The sequence below is a fragment of the Aliiroseovarius sp. xm-d-517 genome (assembly GCF_013283135.1).
In the GTDB taxonomy this organism is placed as follows: Bacteria; Pseudomonadota; Alphaproteobacteria; order Rhodobacterales; family Rhodobacteraceae; genus Aliiroseovarius; species Aliiroseovarius crassostreae.
The window spans coordinates 700,900-719,658 of sequence record NZ_WBXT01000001.1; the positions used below are offsets into that span (position 1 = coordinate 700,900).

General features: G+C 55.7%; 20 protein-coding genes. 10 read left to right on the forward strand and 10 right to left on the reverse strand.

Translation table 11 applies throughout. From position 1 onward, the window contains the following. Positions 1 to 21: 21 nt before the first annotated feature. The gene (locus XMD517_RS03300; protein ID WP_055192159.1) at positions 22 to 315 is read left to right on the forward strand and encodes a DUF6477 family protein; all 294 of its coding nucleotides are present in this window, start codon (positions 22 to 24) and stop codon (positions 313 to 315) included. 187 nt (positions 316 to 502) lie between these two features. Here XMD517_RS03300 and XMD517_RS03305 read toward each other — a convergent pair whose 3' ends face one another. Next, a complete protein-coding gene (locus XMD517_RS03305; RefSeq protein WP_173487144.1) occupies positions 503 to 2,047 on the reverse strand; it encodes a trimethylamine methyltransferase family protein in 1,545 nt (514 codons plus the stop codon). Positions 2,048 to 2,258: 211 nt separating this feature from the next. Here XMD517_RS03305 and guaA point away from each other — a divergent pair, with 211 nt between their 5' ends. The 9 genes from guaA (at position 2,259) to XMD517_RS03350 (ending at position 11,128) form a co-directional block, all read left to right on the forward strand. After that, positions 2,259 to 3,818, forward strand: a complete 1,560-nt coding sequence (gene guaA, locus XMD517_RS03310; RefSeq protein WP_173487143.1) for a glutamine-hydrolyzing GMP synthase — start codon at positions 2,259 to 2,261, stop codon at positions 3,816 to 3,818. 35 nt (positions 3,819 to 3,853) lie between these two features. After that, entirely contained in the window at positions 3,854 to 4,777 is a 924-nt protein-coding gene (locus XMD517_RS03315; protein WP_173487142.1) for a glycosyltransferase family 8 protein, read from the forward strand. Positions 4,778 to 4,917: 140 nt separating this feature from the next. After that, complete coding sequence (locus XMD517_RS03320) at positions 4,918 to 5,211, forward strand: putative quinol monooxygenase (RefSeq protein WP_173487141.1); 294 nt, start codon at positions 4,918 to 4,920, stop codon at positions 5,209 to 5,211. After that, positions 5,208 to 6,074, forward strand: coding sequence for a DMT family transporter (locus XMD517_RS03325; RefSeq protein WP_173488037.1), 867 nt, complete (start codon positions 5,208 to 5,210; stop codon positions 6,072 to 6,074). The genes XMD517_RS03320 and XMD517_RS03325 overlap by 4 nt, the downstream gene beginning before the upstream one ends. A 207-nt stretch (positions 6,075 to 6,281) precedes the next feature. Continuing rightward, complete coding sequence (locus XMD517_RS03330) at positions 6,282 to 7,406, forward strand: OmpP1/FadL family transporter (RefSeq protein WP_173488036.1); 1,125 nt, start codon at positions 6,282 to 6,284, stop codon at positions 7,404 to 7,406. Positions 7,407 to 7,593: 187 nt separating this feature from the next. Then, entirely contained in the window at positions 7,594 to 8,454 is an 861-nt protein-coding gene (locus XMD517_RS03335) for an ATPase (RefSeq protein ID WP_173487138.1), read from the forward strand. A 67-nt stretch (positions 8,455 to 8,521) separates the two neighbouring features. After that, positions 8,522 to 9,460 carry a homoserine O-succinyltransferase gene (gene metA / locus XMD517_RS03340; protein WP_173487137.1) on the forward strand — a complete coding sequence of 313 codons (939 nt, stop codon included), beginning with the start codon at positions 8,522 to 8,524 and terminating at the stop codon, positions 9,458 to 9,460. 173 nt (positions 9,461 to 9,633) lie between these two features. Beyond that, positions 9,634 to 10,518, forward strand: a complete 885-nt coding sequence (gene ppk2 / locus XMD517_RS03345) for a polyphosphate kinase 2 (protein WP_173487136.1) — start codon at positions 9,634 to 9,636, stop codon at positions 10,516 to 10,518. Beyond that, a complete protein-coding gene (locus tag XMD517_RS03350; protein ID WP_173487135.1) occupies positions 10,511 to 11,128 on the forward strand; it encodes a TetR/AcrR family transcriptional regulator in 618 nt (205 codons plus the stop codon). Before ppk2 ends, XMD517_RS03350 begins: the two co-directional genes overlap by 8 nt. A gap of 282 nt (positions 11,129 to 11,410) precedes the next feature. Here the strand turns inward: XMD517_RS03350 and XMD517_RS03355 are convergent, their stop codons facing one another. The 9 genes from XMD517_RS03355 to sufB all read right to left on the reverse strand — a co-directional run bounded on the left by XMD517_RS03355 (position 11,411) and on the right by sufB (position 18,758). Beyond that, positions 11,411 to 12,631, reverse strand: a complete 1,221-nt coding sequence (locus XMD517_RS03355; protein WP_173487134.1) for a cysteine desulfurase — start codon at positions 12,629 to 12,631, stop codon at positions 11,411 to 11,413. A gap of 2 nt (positions 12,632 to 12,633) precedes the next feature. Continuing rightward, entirely contained in the window at positions 12,634 to 13,227 is a 594-nt protein-coding gene (locus XMD517_RS03360; RefSeq protein ID WP_173487133.1) for a Yip1 family protein, read from the reverse strand. Positions 13,228 to 13,234: 7 nt separating this feature from the next. Further along, entirely contained in the window at positions 13,235 to 13,720 is a 486-nt protein-coding gene (locus XMD517_RS03365; protein ID WP_173487132.1) for a YIP1 family protein, read from the reverse strand. 88 nt (positions 13,721 to 13,808) lie between these two features. Next, positions 13,809 to 15,098: a SufD family Fe-S cluster assembly protein gene (locus XMD517_RS03370; protein WP_173487131.1), complete on the reverse strand. Its 1,290-nt coding sequence runs from the start codon at positions 15,096 to 15,098 to the stop codon at positions 13,809 to 13,811. Beyond that, positions 15,095 to 15,853, reverse strand: a complete 759-nt coding sequence (gene sufC / locus XMD517_RS03375) for a Fe-S cluster assembly ATPase SufC (RefSeq protein WP_173487130.1) — start codon at positions 15,851 to 15,853, stop codon at positions 15,095 to 15,097. The genes XMD517_RS03370 and sufC overlap by 4 nt, the downstream gene beginning before the upstream one ends. 10 nt (positions 15,854 to 15,863) lie before the next feature. Continuing rightward, positions 15,864 to 16,682, reverse strand: coding sequence for a polysaccharide pyruvyl transferase family protein (locus XMD517_RS03380; RefSeq protein ID WP_173487129.1), 819 nt, complete (start codon positions 16,680 to 16,682; stop codon positions 15,864 to 15,866). 10 nt (positions 16,683 to 16,692) lie between these two features. Continuing rightward, a complete protein-coding gene (locus tag XMD517_RS03385) occupies positions 16,693 to 16,887 on the reverse strand; it encodes a hypothetical protein (protein ID WP_173487128.1) in 195 nt (64 codons plus the stop codon). Next, a complete protein-coding gene (locus XMD517_RS03390; protein ID WP_173487127.1) occupies positions 16,884 to 17,234 on the reverse strand; it encodes a hypothetical protein in 351 nt (116 codons plus the stop codon). The genes XMD517_RS03385 and XMD517_RS03390 overlap by 4 nt, the downstream gene beginning before the upstream one ends. Then, a complete protein-coding gene (gene sufB / locus XMD517_RS03395; protein WP_173487126.1) occupies positions 17,235 to 18,758 on the reverse strand; it encodes a Fe-S cluster assembly protein SufB in 1,524 nt (507 codons plus the stop codon). It abuts the gene before it with no gap. Between the last annotated feature and the right edge of the window lies 1 nt (position 18,759).

Genomic DNA, 18,759 nt, shown 5'->3' on the forward strand with positions numbered 1-18,759 from the left:
AACAGGACGAAAGGAAACAGTATGACCGATGCTTTGGACCTCTTGAAATCGCTGCGCCGCCCCCGTCTTCTGATCCGCGCAGCCCGTTTCGGAATGATTGATTACAACCGCGATAGGGATCTGAAACGATTGATGAAATCACCCCGCACCCCATCGCCCGCCTCCGCGGTGGACGGGTTGATTGTCGAAGAGGCCCGCCTCGAAGCGACTCGCCAGGCCGGAGATGCCTCTTACTCGGTTGGACGACATGTGGAAGTGTTGATTGCCTTGATGGCCGAGGCACGCCTGCTGCCACGAAAGCTTAAAGGGGTATAATGTTGAAATAGTGAAAGGGGCCTTTGTTAAGACCCCTTACCAGCCTGCTAACGCGTTTCGGAAGAAACATGTGTCTCAAGTTTACCACGAAACGCTTTAACCAGGCAGAACATTCCCAAACAACTGAAGCCCAGTTGGGAAATTCGAGATTTGCCCCGCCAAGACCAACCTTGCCGGGGCGTTTTCCTTATGAGAAGGCGTCAGGCATCGACGCTTTTTTCTGCGCGATGAAATCGGTCAGCCCCTCATGGATCGCAGGATCCATTGCCGGTTGCTGATAGTCCGCCAGCATTTTCTCAACCTTTTCCGCAGCCAGTTGATAGGTGTCCTTGCCACCTTCCTCTTCCCAGGTCTCGAACGGTTTGTAGTCCAGAACATCCGACCGCCAGAACGCCGACTGGAAATTGGCCTGCGTGTGGGCACATCCAAGGTAATGGCCGCCCGGCCCCACCTCACGAATGGCATCCATCGCCTGCGCGTTCTCATCCGAGGTCACACCGCTGGCAATACCATGCAGCACACCCAGTTGATCGGCATCCATCACGAACTTCTCAAAGGACGACACCAGGCCGCCTTCCAGCCAGCCACAGGAGTGCAGCATGAAGTTCACGCCCGACAGAAGGCCCGCATTCAGCGAGTTGGCGGTTTCATAGGCCGCCTGTGCATCGGGCAGCTTTGAGCCGTTGAACGATCCGGCAGACCGATAGGGCAGCCCCAAACGACGGAACAGCTGGCCACAGCCATAGGTCACTTTCGACGCTTCCGGGGTGCCGAAGGTGGGTGCGCCCGAGTTCATGTCGATTGAGGATACAAACGTACCGGCAATCACCGGAGCACCTTTGCGGATCAGCTGCGAATAGGCCACACCAGCCATCACTTCTGCCAGCACCTGGGTCAGCGTCCCGGTCACCGACACAGGCGCCATGGCCCCGCCAACGATGAAGGGTGAAATAATGGCGGCCTGGTTGTTCTCGGCAAACACTTCCAGCGCGCCCATCATCACATCATCAAACTGCATCGGCGAGTTGATGTTGATCAGCGAGGTGGTGACGGTGTTTTGCTGGACAAACTCCTTGCCGAACAGGATGCCACACATGTCGACGGTATCTTGCGCACGTTCCGGCGCGGTCACCGACCCCATGAAGGGTTTGTCGCTAAGCTCCATATGCGCCATCAGCATGTCAAGGTGGCGCTTGTTCACAGCCACATCCGTGGGTTCACAGACCGTGCCGCCCGAATGGTGCAGCCATTTCGACATATAGCCAAGCTTCACGAACTTGCGGAAATCTTCCATCGTGGCATAGCGACGGCCGCCATCAATATCGCGCACGAAGGGCGGGCCATAGACTGGGGCCAGAACCAGGTTATTGCCACCAATGACCACGTTGCGGTCCGGATTGCGGGCATGTTGGGTGAACTGGCTCGGAGCGGTCTTGCACAGTTCACGCGCCAGACCACGAGGGATGCGCACGCGCTCGCCTTCGACATCTGCCCCGGCCTCTTTCCAGCGGGCCAGAGCCGCAGGATTTTCCACGAAATTGACGCCAACCTCTTCCAGAACGGTTTCGGCGTTGTATTCGATGATCTCAATCGCCTCATCATTCAGAATCTCGAGATTCGGAATGTTGCGCTCGATATATTTGGCGGTTTCGAATGAAACTGCACTGCGTTCTGCGCGGCGGGCGGCGCCCCCGCCCCCACGACCCCGTCTGCGTGCGCGAGCTTCGGTCATGTCAACTCCTCCGATATGTCGGTGTAAATCCTGTTTTCATAGGATTTATACCGCACGCCCCGGCAAATCCCGCCTGAAACGGCGCGTAGGGGGCAAAAACGACATATTGGCGGAATGGCACTATAAACCTGTTAAGAAAATCGACCGAGAATCTCACTAGACCGCGCGCTCGGGACTTGCGAAAAACCGCCCTCTGGAATAAGGGCATGACATGACAGATCAGAGCCACGACCGCCTTCTCATCATCGACTTCGGCAGCCAGGTCACGCAGCTTATCGCGCGTCGCCTGCGTGAGCTGAATGTTTATTGCGAAATCCACCCTTATCAGAATGTCACCATGGAGTTTGTGCGCGATATGGCGCCCAAAGCGGTGATCTTTTCCGGTGGGCCCGACAGCGTGACCCGCGAAGGGTCCCCTCGTGCCCCACAGGAGATTTTTGACTATGGGGTTCCCATCCTGGGCATCTGCTATGGACAGCAGGTGATGATGCACCAGCTTGGAGGCCGTGTCGAAAGCGGCCATGGCACCGCCGAGTTTGGCCGCGCCTATGTCAAGGAAACGCAGAAACTGGACCTTTTGAAAGGCTGGTATGCGGAAGGTGACGAACAGGTCTGGATGAGCCATGGCGACCATGTCTCTGAAATCGCACCGGGTTTCGAAGTTTATGGCACCTCGCCCAACGCGCCTTACGCCATCACGGCCGATCAGGAGCGTCACTTCTACGCGGTGCAGTTCCATCCCGAAGTGCACCACACGCCAAACGGCGCAAAGCTTTACGAACAGTTTGTGAAACTGGCGGGTTTCAAAGGCGACTGGACCATGGGGGCCTATCGCGAAGAAATGATCCGCAAGATCCGCGAACAGGTTGGTAACAAGAAGGTCATCTGCGGATTGTCCGGCGGCGTTGACAGCTCGGTCGCGGCGGTGCTGATTCACGAAGCCATTGGCGATCAGCTGACCTGCGTATTTGTTGACCATGGCCTGTTGCGCAAAGGTGAGGCTGAAGAAGTCGTCACCATGTTCCGCGACAATTATAATATGGCACTGATTCACGCGGATGAGCAGGAGCTTTTCCTGGGCGAACTGGAAGGCCAGTCGGACCCGGAAACCAAGCGCAAGATCATCGGCAAGCTGTTCATTGACGTGTTCCAGAAACACGCCGATACGATTGATGGCGCTGAGTTCCTGGCCCAGGGCACCCTTTACCCGGATGTGATCGAGTCGGTCAGCTTCTCCGGTGGTCCCTCGGTCACGATCAAGTCGCACCACAATGTGGGTGGTCTGCCGGAAAAAATGGGCCTGAAACTGGTCGAGCCGCTGCGGGAACTTTTCAAAGACGAAGTGCGTGCCCTTGGGCGTGAACTTGGCCTGCCGCAAAGCTTTATTGGTCGCCACCCCTTCCCCGGGCCGGGCCTGGCCATTCGCTGCCCCGGAGAAATCACCCGTGAAAAGCTCCATATCCTGCGCGAGGCAGATGCGGTTTACATCGACCAGATCCGCAAACACGGCCTCTATGATGAGATCTGGCAGGCCTTCGTGGCGATCCTGCCCGTGCGCACCGTGGGCGTGATGGGCGACGGGCGCACCTATGACTACGCCTGTGCGTTGCGCGCCGTGACTTCAGTTGATGGTATGACAGCGGATTACTACCCGTTCAGCCATGAATTCCTTGGCGAAACCGCCACGCGGATCATCAATGAGGTCAAGGGCATCAACCGCTGCACCTATGACATCACCTCGAAGCCTCCGGGCACCATCGAGTGGGAGTAAAGGCGCGCGTAGTAGCAACATTTAACGGGTTTATCATGCTCCAGACACCTCATATTTTCTATGTATTTGATCAGGGCTTTCGCTACTGTTCAATTCTTTCAGCCTTTTCAGTCTTGCGCCAGCGGCGCGAGAAGGAAACGCGCATAACTCTGCTCACCCCTGAAGCTTTGCCAGGCGTTTCAGAGGCTGTGAAAGCGTTAAGCAAGTGTTTTAAGCATGCTGAAGTCAGAAATATCGTCGATCCAAAGATGAATTTTGACATCAAAGCAGGAAACCGACTGCCTCCAGCGACTTATGGACGGGTATTGCTGCCGGACCATGCAAGCGATCGTGTTATCTATTTGGATGGTGACACATTGGTTACTCGTGACATTGGTGAGATCTATAAGGTAGATCTTGGCGATGCGTTGGTCGCCGCCGTGCGTGACCTTGCTGTGGAAGAACGGATGTATCGTCATCGAAAGGGTGAGAAAGTTAAGTCACGACGCCTGTTTGAAATGAATTCAGAGCATCCCGAGCTTGTTGATCTGGAAACCTATTTCAACGCGGGTGTCGTTGTCATGGATCTGCCACGCATTCGGTCAGAAGGTTTGATAGAGCTGATCTTCAACATTGATCGCGCACGCATTTTCAAAGAGAAGTACCGAACCAATTTTGACGATCAGGACTGGCTGAACCATTGCTTCAAGGGGAGAGTCCATTTACTACCGCAAGAATGGAATGTCTTTCCCAAAAATCGGCAAACCGCCGAGCTTCCCTATCCGAAACAGCGTCAGGTTGATTATGCGAAGGCCCGCGAAAATGCAGCCCTCATTCACTATGTGACAAAAAAGAAACCATGGCAAAGCTGGCGCCTGAAGGTTTTCGGAGCGCGGAGAGCCTACTATAAACTATATGCACAAGTGATGCAGGAAATGGAGCAGGAGCTTGGCCCCTGCGTGAAGGATTTGTTACGCTAACTGACCTTTCCTGCGTGTCAGAACAGGGAAGGTCAGGTGATCTTCTCGAAAGGAGCTATCGGCATCTCCACTCCCCTTGGAAACCGTGGCGTTTTCACTTGAAACTCGCTTTTCGATCCGGGCTTTGTTAGTCCTGAAACATGACGGAACAAATTCAGATATCTCTTACCGGCTATATAGATGTGCCCGAGGACCGGCTGGCAGCTGTGACCGCCGCTCTACCCGCGCATATTGCCCTGACCCGTGTGGAACCTGGCTGTTTGTCGTTTGATGTCATTGCCAACGAGGATATTCCCGGCCGGTTCAATGTCACGGAAAAGTTTGCCAGCCGCGCCGATTTTGAGGTCCACCAGCAGCGGATGCGCACATCACAATGGGCCAAGATCACCGCAGGCATTCCCCGCCACTACCAAATCACCGAGACCCCCGGATGACCGCAACCACGCGCGCGGCAATCTGGATGAGCGGCGCAATCCTCTCTTTCTCGGCAATGGCCGTTGCGGGCCGAATGGTCAGCGCCCAGCATGACACGTTCGAACTGATGCTCTATCGGTCAGTTGTTGGTTTTGTCGTTGTGCTTGGCTATGCGACCCTGTCGGGGCGCCTCTTACATATCGGGCGGGACCATCTGCCGCGACATGTCCTGCGCAATTTCGCCCATTTCACCGGGCAAAACCTGTGGTTCTACGCATTGACCCTGATCCCTCTGGCGCAGGTCTTTGCGTTGGAGTTCACCTCGCCGCTATGGGTTGTGATCCTCGCACCGTTTCTGCTGCAAGAACGATTGACCGGACGAAAGGCGCTCGCCGCTGGGGTTGGATTTCTGGGAATATTGCTGATCGCCCGCCCAGACAGCGGCTTGTCGCTGGGAACCATGGTTGGTGCTCTGGCGGCCATTGCCTTTGCACTGACCGCTATTCTGACACGAAAACTGACCCAGTCAGCCAATCGCCTGACCATCTTGTTTTGGTTGACCGCCATGCAGCTCGTCTTTGGACTGGTCTGCGCCGGATGGGATGGCAATATCACCCTGCCTGCTTTGCCCAACATACCATGGTTCATATTGATCGGACTGGCCGGGCTTCTGGCCCATCTCTGCCTGACCAGTGCCCTGTCGCTTGCGCCTGCAAGTCTCGTCATCCCGATGGATTTCGTCCGGCTGCCGCTGATTGCCGCAGTTGGTGCCTTGTTTTATGGCGAACCCGTTGGGTTTGGGCTTCTGGCAGGATCCGTTCTGATTGTATTGGGGAATCTCATCAACCTAGGAAGTTTCCCCAATAGGTTGTTTTTTAAATAAAATCAGTGCCTAACAAGGCAGTGTGGTAAATTGGCACCCGCCATTCGGTGCAAGCCCGCAACTGACCCAAGGTAATAATTGACCGCCCCCTTGCCCAACTTCTAGTTTTCGTTGCAATGACAAAAAACAGGATAAGCCTTTTTCCGCCGATGGCCATTCACCACTCTGGCTGGCGGTGAAGTGGCAAATTGCTCTCAGGGAGGAAACATGAAGAGTTTTGCGTTAACGGCCGCATCTGTTGCTTTGACGGCCACCACGGGGATTGCAGGCGGGATCGACCGCTCGGGTCAGGATATCTCTATCCTGTTTGAAAAAGGCAACCACGTTCAACTGACCTTCGCATCTGTCAGCCCCAATGTGGAAGGCACCGCAGTTGCAGGACCTGCTGACTTCTCGCAGTCGGCAGTTGACTACAAGACCTTTTCCTTTGGGGTCAAAAAGCAGATCAATGAAAACCTGAGCTTTGCGATCAAGATGGATGAACCTTATGGCGCGGATATTCGCTATAAGGACGGTGCCTTGAGCCAGCTGGGCAATCTTCTGGCCGCGGGCGCCAGCCTGCCGGTTGGTCATCCCATTCACACCGCTCTGACATCAGACCCACAGGGGCGTGCGCTGATTGACAGCAAGGCAATCCGCACGTTGTTGCGTTACGAATTCGGGAACGGTTTCAGTGTTCATGGTGGCCTGCGCGCGCAACGCGTAAGCGGCGAAATCCTGTCCAGTGACGGGCTTTTGCAGGCGAGCAGCTCGTTTGACTTCGGTTATTCGGCCGGTGTGGCCTATGAACGCCCGGACATCGCGCTGCGGGTCGACCTGACCTATAACTCGGCAATTGATCATGATCTGGCCGGCACCCATAACCTTGCCCCTGCAACCGGTAAAGTGCGCGTTCCGGAGAGTTACAACCTGAACTTCCAGACCGGCATTGCGCAGAACACGCTGTTGTTTGGTAAGATCCGCCATGTGGCCTGGGCAGGGACCAAGCTGCAGACGTCCTCTGCTTTTGGCGATATCGACTGGGTGGAATTCACCGAAGATTCGACCTCGTATGAACTTGGGCTCGGCCGGAAACTGAACGACAGATGGTCGATTGCCGCAACGATCGGGTATGAAGAAGGCTCGGATACCGGCACCACGTTCCTGGCTCCGACCGGGACCAGCAAATCTTATGGCCTGGGCGCAAGCTATACCGGGGATGGCTATAAGATTTCGGGTGGTTTGAAATATGTGACTTTCGACAAGAAAACTGTGACCTCCTCGTCAGGTCTGAGCTCGACCTTCGAGGGCGATGCTCTGGCCGCCGGTCTGTCGCTCGACTTCACGTTCTGAGCGTCACGACCCTTCAAAATGCAAACCCCGCGCCCGAAAGCGCGGGGTTTTTTCTTTGTTCACAATGTGATGGCTTTGCTACCTTCGCTGCGTCACTTCAGGGGCGCACGCACGAGAAGCATTTGACCCCCGCCGCGCCACAGCTTACCAAAGACAAAATCGCAAGGCACAGCAGGGACTATCAGGCATGCTTTATCAATCGTCTCAGGACTGGCAATCCGCCACGCACAAACGGGTGCTGTTCTTTGGCATGTCCGGGCTAGGAAAAACATATCTTTCCAACATGTTACGAGATCATGGTGACTGGTTCCATTATTCGATCGACTATCGTATCGGCACCCGATACATGGGCGAACACATCGCCGATAACTTCAAAGCTGAAGCGATGAAAGTGCCGTTCCTGCGGGAACTTTTATTGTCGGACAGCATTCGAATCTCGTCGAAAATCACCTTCGAGAACCTCAAACCCATGGCGACCTATCTGGGCAAACCCGGAGACACCGCCAAGGGCGGCCTGCCCTATGAGGAGTATTGTCTCAGACAACAGCAATTCAAGCAGGCCGAAATCTCGGCGCTTCTGGACACGCGCAGCTTCATTGACAGGGCGGACCGCATTTATGGCTATCCGCATTTCATTTGCGATAGCGGCGGGTCGATCTGCGAGTGGATTGACCCGACCCTTGGCGCTGACGATCCCATCCTGAAGGCGCTGAGTGAAGATTGCCTTCTTGTCTGGCTGCGCGGGGATGACCGCCATACGGCGGAACTGGTGCGCCGGTTTGACAAGGCCCCAAAACCGATGGCCTACCAACCGGAATTCCTTACCAAAGCATGGAATGAATATCTAAGTCATTCCAATTTGTTAGAGAGTGACGTTGACCCTGACAGCTTCATTCGCTGGACCTATGCCCAGGCCCTTGCCCATCGCCAGCCGCTTTATCAGCACATGGCGCAGTTCGGCGTCACCCTTTGTGCCGAAGATGTGGCGCAGATTAAATCTCCTGATGATTTTGACCGAATGATCGGCGCCGCGCTGGACGCGGCCTGATCCACTTTCTTGACAGTTCATCTGCACACCCCATCTTACCCGTAATCGTTACCCACAGGAGCAAACCATGCCCATCAAGATCCCGACCAACCTTCCGGCCATCGACGTGCTGACGGATGAGGGCGTGATGGTCATGTCGGAAGATCAGGCCGCCAAGCAGGATATCCGGCCCATGCGGATCGCCCTCCTCAACCTGATGCCCAAAAAGATCGAGACCGAAACGCAGTTTGCACGCCTGATCGGCGCGCATCCGCTTCAGATCGAACTGACATTGCTTCGCCCATCGGAACATATCTCGAAAAACACGTCCGAAGCTCATATCGGCGCGTTCTATCAAACTTGGGAAGACGTGAAGGATCAGAAGTTTGACGGTCTGATCATCACCGGAGCCCCAATTGAACATCTTCCTTTTGAGGAGGTGACCTATTGGGATGAAATCAGTCAGATCTTTGACTGGACCCAGACCAATGTGCATTCCACCTTTGGTGTCTGTTGGGGCGCGATGGCGATGATCTACCATTTCCATGGGGTCAAGAAACACATTCTCGACGCCAAGGCATTCGGGTGCTTTCCGCAACAGAACCTGGATACGACCTCGCCCTATTTGCGTGGCTTTTCAGATAGCTGCGTGGTTCCGGTCAGCCGCTGGACGGAAATGCGCCAGGATGAGGTGGACGCTGCTCCCGGGTTGAAAACCCTGCTTGGATCGGATGAGGTTGGCCCGTGTCTGATCGAAGACAAAGCCCATCGGGCCCTCTATGTATTCAACCACTTCGAATATGATAGTTTCACCCTCAAAGGCGAGTATGATCGGGATGTGGCCAAGGGCGCGCCCATCAACGTCCCGATAAACTATTATCCGGCCAATGATCCGACCCGGACGCCTGAAAACCGGTGGCGCAGCCATGCACATTTGCTTTATGCCAACTGGATTTCGGAAATGTATATGACCACGCCGTTTGACATGAACGAAATCGGAAAATCCATCAAGGATCGCCGCCGTTAAGGGCCAAAAGGCTTTGAGCCCCCTTCCGCATCTGGGGGCTCATTCAGCCAAGGTTTGGCAAACTTCATACGCCGCCTGTTATTGTGGCTTCCCCAACAGGTGGAGCGTGAGTTAATCGCATTTACATACGGATGCTCTGCCCTCATAATGGCGTGAAATCAGGAGGTTGCAGCATGTCCCATTCCCCCGAAACCCTGCCGTTCGAGGGTGCCATTTCCAAATATTTTCACGACACCTTCCCCGCTGATCTGCGTAAGGCTCTGCAGGAGGCAGGTAAAAAAGACATTCTGGACCCAAGCTACCCCTATGACCGGCTCATGGATCGCGACACATATGAAGCCGAAATCAAGGCGTTGCAGCTGGAGCTGGTCAAACTTCAGGCGGATGTAAAGGCGACTGGCAAACGTGTGATTGTCGTGTTCGAAGGGCGCGACGCTGCTGGCAAAGGGGGCACGATCAAACGCATCCGCGAAAACCTCAACCCCAGGGTTGCCAAGGTGGTGGCCTTGTCAAAGCCCACTGAGCGCGAACAGGGGGAATGGTATTTCCAACGGTATATCAAACACTTGCCAACTGCCGGAGAAATCACCCTTTTTGACCGGAGCTGGTATAATCGCGCAGTGGTCGAAAAGGTATTTGGCTTTTGCACAGACACCCAGCGCGACGCCTTTTTCCGACAATTGCCAGAATTTGAGGACATGATCGCAGACGAGGGGATCCATTTCGTGAAACTCTGGCTGAATGTCGGACGCTCCGAACAATTGCGCCGCTTCCTCGCCCGCGAAAAGGATCCGCTAAAACAATGGAAACTCAGCTGGATTGATGTCGAAGGCCTGAACCGATGGGACGACTATTCGCAGGCCATCGGTGAAACTTTCGATAAAACGCATCGCTCTGTCACACCCTGGACCATCATCCGCTCTGATGACAAACGTCGCGCCCGACTCGCGGCCTTGCGGGCGGTGCTGCAGGGGATCGACTATTCAGGCAAGAACCCAGCAGTGGCCTGTGCACCTGATACGGAAATCTGTGGCGGCCCAGAGGTTTGGCATGTCTAAACGCGGCTATCACCATGGAAACCTGCGGCAGGCCCTGGTCGAAGCGGCGCTTGCATTGATCGAGGAAAAAGGCCCGACCGGCTTCACCCTGTCTGAAGCTGCAAAGCAGGCGGGTGTCACCCCTGCCGCGGTCTATCGCCACTTCAAGGGCCGTGAAGACCTGATCGCCGAGGCCGCGCGCCAAGGCTATGAAATTTTTGCCGATTTGATGGAGTTTGCCTATTCCAAGGGGCAGCCTTCTGCGCTGTCCAGTTTCGAGGCAACCGGTCGCGCCTATCTGGCTTTCGCCCGTAAATATCCCGGCCACTACATCTCAATGTTTGAAAGCGGCGTCTCGGTGAACCACTCCCCAGAACTGGCAATGGTCGCCAATCGCGCCATGGGCGTGCTCGAAAAAGCCGCGGGCGCTCTTGCTGAGCACATCCCGCAAGAAAAACGCCCACCGGCAAAAATGGTCAGCGCCCATATCTGGGCCATGAGCCATGGGGTTGTGGAACTGTTCGGGCGCGGAAGCCCCGGGCAGAAAAGCCCCTTCCCACCAGAAGAACTTCTGGAAACAGGCATAGGCGTTTACCTGCGTGGCCTTGGTCTGATCAAACCGGACGAGTAAAACGTTTCAGGACAAATTCGAAACATATGCTCATGCCGAAATGCCCGCACCATTGAGATCTCCGACGGCGCCCTACCCTGATTTTTTCCGCCCCTTATTTTCTGGTCAGAAATATCCCGGGGTGAGCGAGCTTGCCTCGCGAGGGGCAGCGCTCCTCCTCCTTAAGTGTTTCGACTTATTATTGAGACACAATAATGAGGCAAAACGCTCGAAACCTACTGATGTTGCGGGCGTTTCGAAATCAACTAGTGACTCAAGTTAACCTCGAAACGCTTTAACAACTTACGCCAACAGCTTGTGACAGAGCTCCAACCCGTCGATCAACGTATCTACGTCGTCACGGGTGTTATAAAGGCCAAAGGACGCGCGCGCAGTCGCTGCAACCCCAAGATGTTCCATCAGCGGTTTGGCACAATGATGGCCTGCGCGCACCGCAATCCCCTTTTTGTCGAGAATGGTGGAGATGTCATGGGCATGGGCCGCGCCTTCCATGGTCAACGAGAAAATTGCGGCTTTGCCCGGAGCAGTGCCCTGCACATTAACCCAGTTGAGGCCTGACAGGCGTTCCTGGGCATATTTGGCCAGATCAGCTTCATGGGCGGCAACATTCTCCATTCCCAGCCCCATGAGATAGTCCAGCGCAGCCCCCAGACCGATTGTCTGCACGATGCCCGGCGTTCCGGCTTCGAACTTCAGGGGCGCGCTGGCATAGGTCACATGATCTTTGGTTACCTCGTCAATCATGTCGCCGCCGCCCATGAAGGGCTGCATTTCAAGGGCGCGATCCCTGCGCACATAAATTGCCCCGGATCCCGAGGGCCCATAGAGTTTGTGACCAGTAATGGCATAGAAATCGCACCCGATATCCTGCACATCGACCGGCATATGCACCGCCCCTTGCGATCCATCCACCAACACCGGAACACCTTTTGCGCGCGCTCCGGAACAGATGGCTTTCACGTCTACAACCGTACCCAACACGTTGGAGCACTGGGTTACGGCGATCAGCCGGGTCTTATCCGAGATTGCGCCCAGCACTTTTTGCGGATCAAGTGACCCATCCAGTTCCGGATCAACCCATTTCAGAACAACCCCCAGACGTTCCCGCAGAAAGTGCCAGGGCACGATATTGGCGTGATGTTCCATGGTCGAGAGGATAATCTCATCCCCGGCCTGCATCCGGGGGGCGGCCCAAGCGTATGAGATCATATTGATCCCCTCGGTGGTTCCGGAATTGAAGATAATCTCATCTTCATGGGCGGCATTCAAAAACCGCTGCACAATGGCCCGCACGGCCTCATAACGTTCAGTCGAGAGGTTTGAAAGATAGTGCAGACCACGGTGAACATTCGAATATTCCTCGGCATATCCGCGCGTGATCGCATCAATCACCACCTGTGGTTTCTGCGCCGAGGCCCCATTGTCCAGATAGGTCAAAGGTTTTCCGTTCACCTCTCGGGACAGGATCGGGAAATCTTCACGGATCTTGGTGACGTCATACATGATCATTCTCCGAACTGAATGGGTTCTACGCCCAGAAGGACAAGTAGGAAAGACAAGGCAAACACCACCAAAACCATGGAGGTGGCGATCCCGGCAAAGACCAGCCCAGCCGAGCGAAAGCCGTGACTCTCTGCAATGAAATGGCTCAGGATCCAGAAAAAGAGGACGGAACTCATCACCATGAGGATGCCAGCAAGTGCAGGGGCAAACAGCGAAAACACCAAGGATGCCAGCTGGAATACCAGCAGGACAAATTCAAGCCAGATGGCAATGGTCAAAGCGTCATCAAAACTGCCCTGCCCGCCGGCCAGGCGACCAATCAGATAAATCATGAAAACGCCTGAAACCAGAAAGGCCGCTTCAATTGCACCCAGGACCATCGGGTCCGACAAAACAGGTCCGAACACGGCCGCGTCGACCGGATAGAGCAAATGGCTGACCACCCCTGCGGCGGCCGCAAACACCAAAAGCAGCCACAAACTCAGCCAGCGCGCCTTCCGGGAAACCGGAAGATCAAACAGATCGCGCGCCACTTTGCGCGGCTCGGGCACGGTTTGCAGGATCATGCCAAACAGGTAACCAGGTTCAAATCTCATGGCATTTTCACTCTTTAGGCCATTCCGCCTGACGGAAATTCACCGACCAGAATATCAGGAAGGTCAGAAAAGCGATGATGCCGGTCAGTTGCATCTGGATGCCCGGACCAATGAAACCACCGACCAGCCCCCACAAAAGCCACAGCGGGGTGGCACAAAGGAGGGACCAGAACAGCGCAAATCGGGCGCCAAACGCCGTGCCACGCGCCTTGAACAAACGCGCAATGCCATGGCTGATTGACCCGATCGCATAAAGTACCAAGGGCATGATGAACACCCAGGCCAAAAGCACGGACCCAAGCAGCATGTTCAGTTCCTGCCCTGTTTCATGGGCAATCCGGGCCTGCATGGGCCATTGCGACACGAAAACCAAAACACAGGCCGCCATCAGGATCGCCAGAGACCGGTCCTCGCGCACACCTTGTTGCATCCGGTGCTGAAACACCGACCGGGGACTGCGATAGCTTTTCAGCACGTCTTTTATGACCGACATATCCGGCCCTTTCCTAACTGTCAGCCGGACCTCTCCGTCCGTGATGGCTGCGGCCCATTGATCGGATCAGAGCCGCAGACCCATCAGATCAGCTGCGGTGCCGTTCCAGCCAGGCCTCAAGCCGCGACACGATATCGTCGGCAATCGCCTCATCCTCGATCTCGTCGATGGCATCCGCCAGAAAAGCCAGAACCAGAAGGTCGGTGGCAATCTTTTCCGGCACCCCGCGAGAGCGCAGATAAAACAAAGCTTCTTCGTCGATGGCCCCAGAGGTGGAGCCGTGCGAACAGGCCACGTCATCGGCATAAATCTCAAGCTCGGGCTTGGCAAGGAACTGGCTGTCCTCATCCAGAAGAAGAGATTGGGATTTCTGGTATCCGTCCGTTTTCTGAGCGTCCGGTTTGACCAGAATCTTGCCCTGGAACACTCCGGTGGCGCCGTTTTTCAGCACCTTCTTGAACACCTGACGGCTTTCGCAATTTACCGCGTCATGGGTGATGAAAACGGTGTCATCGTGATGAAACGCCCCGTCATTGCCATCGCCCAGAGCGGCCCCTGCGATATGCGCCACCGCATCATCGCCCAGCAACTCGATCACCGCCTCATTGCGGGTGAGTGCACCATTGACAGACATGGTAAAGCTCTTGAACACGCTTTCCGCCTGCAAACGGGCAAAAAGATGGGTGGAAAGCTGGCGCTCATGATCGCGGCCTTGTGCGCGAACATGATGGAATTCTGCTTTGGCCGCCACATCCACCTCGGTCACCTGTGACAGGCGCGAAGCCGCGGTGCCATTCTCCAGAAGGGTCAGCTTGGCGCCCTCTTCCAGCTTGATGACATGGTGCAGAACCGCGTCAGATGTCTCTGACTTGTGGCGATAGACCAGACTGACCGGACGCGACACCTGAGAGGTGACGCGGATCAGAACACCATCAGTGGCCATGGCGGTGTTATGGGCAGCCAACGGGCGCTGAACGGGGGTATGCCCGCGCGCTTCAAGCACGCCAAAGAGCTGTCCGGCCCAATGAAGGTCGGCCTCTTGCGCTGTTGCCAGACGCTCAATTTCCAGCCCTTCGAGGGTCAGGTCATCTGAGGCCTCTGCATCAAATACACCGTCGACAAAGACGATTTTCAGGCGGTCAATCGCGTCATAAACCGGCGCTTCGCCTTCGTAATCAAAGACGGAGGCGCTGGCGGCTTCGCCGGGAATCAGCCCATCCGGGCGGGTCCATTTCCAGTATTCGTCACGACGACCGGGCAACCCCATCTCTGCCAGACGTTGGGCGGCCTCATCCCGGGCTTTGCGGGCCCAGGCGCCAGAGGCCGGGCGATTTTCCACGGTCAACAGACCGTCTTTCTGTGCGGGGGCCGTGCTCATGCGTCCAGCTCCGCCAGAATGTCTGCGTATCCGTTGTTTTCAACCTCAAGGGCCAGCTCCGGCCCGCCGGTTTTCACAATGCGGCCACGCGCCATGATATGCACCACATCCGGTTTGATGTGATCCAGCAGGCGCTGATAATGGGTGATCACCAGGAAGGAGCGACCTTCGTCGCGCAGCGCATTCACGCCCTCGGACACCAGCTTCATCGCGTCCACATCGAGACCGGAATCGGTCTCATCAAGGATGCACATCTTCGGCGCAAGCATGGCCATCTGCAAAATCTCGTTGCGCTTCTTTTCCCCGCCCGAGAAGCCCACATTGACGGGGCGTTTCAGCATATCGGCGTCGATTTTCAGATCTTTCGCCTTGGCGCGCACGAATTTCAGGAAATCTGCGGCAGACATTTCCTCTTCCCCGCGTGCTTTGCGCTGGGCATTCACCGCGGTGCGCAGGAAGGTCATGTTGCCCACACCCGGGATCTCAACCGGGTATTGGAAGGCCAGGAACAGGCCGGCAGCGGCGCGTTCTTCCGGTTCCAGCTCCAGCAGGTCTTCTCCGTCTAGGCTGGCCTCGCCCCCGGTCACTTCATAACCGTCACGCCCCGAAAGCACATAAGACAAGGTCGACTTGCCCGACCCGTTCGGGCCCATGATCGCATGAACGCTACCTGCGGGCACTTCCAGATCAACGCCCTTGAGGATCTGCTTATCCTCTTCTTCAAGTTTAACTTGCAGGTTTTTGATTTTAAGCATGTTTATCCTTTCAGAGATCCAAGGCAGCCAAGTCTTGCGCACGCAGTGATGCGGGGAACGCAGCCAGCAAACTGGCTTTGGACGCCTCGATACCATCTTGATATGAGAGTGTTTGGTCTTTCAGCGTGGTGACCCACGCCGGGATGTCGGTCAGCTTCACCGGGCAGGCAAGCGGTCGCTCGATCCCGGTGGCATAGTCATAGAATTTCAGTTTGGGCATGGCATGGATGGCCACGGGCTCCAACCAGGTGTTGGGAATGCCAAAACTATCCGCAACCACCAGCCCGTGCAGGCTGGAAGAAATCACATGGGCACAGCACGCGATCTCGGCGACGACCTCACGGGCACTGCGGCGCGGATCAATCAAAAACAACGCAGGTTCCGCGGTCAAAACAGCCGCCAGTTCCGGGCTGTCCACATGTTTCATATGGGGAATGATCCCAATGCGGTCGATCCGTTCCCCCTGCGCCCCAAGCGCCTCTTGCGCCAAAAGGCCTGGATCCCCAAACCGATTATGTTTGAGGCCCAGAAATGTGGCGGTCAAAGGCCCGCGCACAAGACGGGTATCAACATATGGCAGAAAGTCTTTTGGCACCGGGAACATCAAACCCGTGCCCCAGATCACCGGCCGGTTCCCCTTGGGGGATCCATCCTTGAACCGATTGCGCACCCCTTGCAGCACCGACCCCAGAGCCACCATGTCGGCAGCATCCTTGGGGGCCCAGCTTACCTCTCGTCCGGACACGAAAGAAACCACTTCGCGCGACAGGTCGTCGCCGAAATTCGGTTCATCCTTCCACCAGTAAAGCTTGAGGGGCGTTGCAGACATCGGGGTGATCTCAGTGAAACTTGCTCATGTATTTCAGCGCGACCCGAGCGGCAGCCCAGCCCAGGAAAATCCCCAGCGGGATCCAGATCATCGGGTTCATCAGCGCCTCGGGGTTGAGGTTGATGATGACCACCGCAATCAGCCCGCCAAGGGCGGGGAAACCGAAATGAATGATGCTTTCTAGCCCATCACGCAGATTACTCATGATCTTTCCTCTCTGTCCCACCGATCAAGGTGCCCATTCAGCTGAGCTTCCTCGTATCTCAGGGCGAATTCCTTTTGTTCGAGCTCGCTCAACTCTTTTCGCAACGCTGACGCTTTCGCCATCTTTCTTTTGTTGATCCGCACACGGACAATCACCCACAAAACAGCAAAAACAGCAGCTCCAACAATTGCCAAAATAGGGGTATGAGCCACGCCCAATCCCCCAAGGAAGAAGCGCAAGGCCAGCCAAACCGCCAACGTGACAGCAATGGGACCTGCTGTTTCAAAGCCGTGATGGCGGCTTAAAGCAGTTTCCTGATGCCCATTTGTGTCATGGCGGCTGCGCATTTACCCCACCGATCCTTCCAGTGAAATCGCCACAAGTTGTTGGGCTTCCATGGCAAATTCCATCGGCAGCGCCTGCAGAACTTCCTTGGCAAACCCGTTGACGATCAGCGCCACGGCCTCTTCTTCGTCCATCCCCCGCTGGCGGCAATAGAACATCTGTTCTTCGTCCACCTTCGAAGTTGTCGCCTCGTGCTCGACGCGTGACGAGTTGTTCTTCACCTCGATATAAGGCACCGTATGCGCCCCACATTGATCACCGATCAAAAGGCTGTCGCATTGCGTATAGTTGCGCGAGTTCTTGGCTTTCGGGTGCATCGACACCAGACCCCGATAGGTGTTCTGTGCCTTGCCTGCCGAAATCCCTTTCGACACGATGCGCGATTTGGTGTCACGCCCCAGATGCACCATTTTGGTGCCGGTATCGGCCTGCTGATAGTTGTTGGTGATCGCGATCGAATAGAACTCGCCCTGGCTTTCAGCACCGCGCAGGATACAGGAGGGGTATTTCCAGGTCACGGCGGAACCGGTCTCGACCTGCGTCCACATCACTTTTGACCGGTCACCCCGGCAATCGGCCCGCTTGGTCACGAAGTTATAGATGCCGCCTTTGCCCTGTTCATCCCCGGGGAACCAGTTCTGAACGGTCGAGTATTTCACCTCGGCGTCTTCTTCTACGATGATTTCCACCACCGCGGCGTGCAGTTGTGCGGTGTCGCGTTGCGGTGCGGTACAGCCTTCCAAGTAGCTGACATAGCTGCCTTTATCGGCGATGATCAGCGTGCGCTCGAACTGGCCGGTGTTTTCCGCGTTGATGCGGAAATAGGTGCTGAGTTCCATCGGGCAGCGGGTGTTGGGCGGGATGTAGACAAACGATCCGTCCGAGAAAACGGCCGAGTTCAACGTGGCGTAGTAGTTATCCGTGACCGGAACCACGGAGCCCAGGTATTTTTTCACCAGCTCCGGGTGTTCTTTGATCGCTTCTGAAATCGAGCAGAAGATCACGCCCGCTTTTTTAAGCTCTGCCTGAAAAGTCGTACCAACGGACACGGAGTCAAACACAGCATCCACCGCGACCTTACGCCCTTCGGCAGGCATGTCCTCGGCGCCTTCAACACCGGCAAGGATCATCTGCTCTTTCAGCGGAATTCCCAGCTTCTTGTAGGTCTCCAGCAGCTTGGGATCCACCTCATCCAGCGATTTCGGCTTTTCTTCCATCGATTTCGGTCGGGCATAGTAATACTGGTCCTGGAAATCGATTTCCGGATAGTTCAGCAACGCCCAGCTGGGTTCCGCCATCTTTTCCCAACGCTGGAACGCGGCAAGACGCCATTCGGTCATCCATTCGGGTTCTTCGTTCTTTTCGGAAATCAGGCGCACGATATCGGGGTTCACGCCCTTGGGCGCATACTCCATCTCGATCTCGGTTTCCCAACCGTACTTATACTTTCCGGCAAGCGATTTGACCGCCTCGACGGTTTCCTCTTCCACGCCTTCCTTGACGTTCAGTTCATCAATACCGGACATC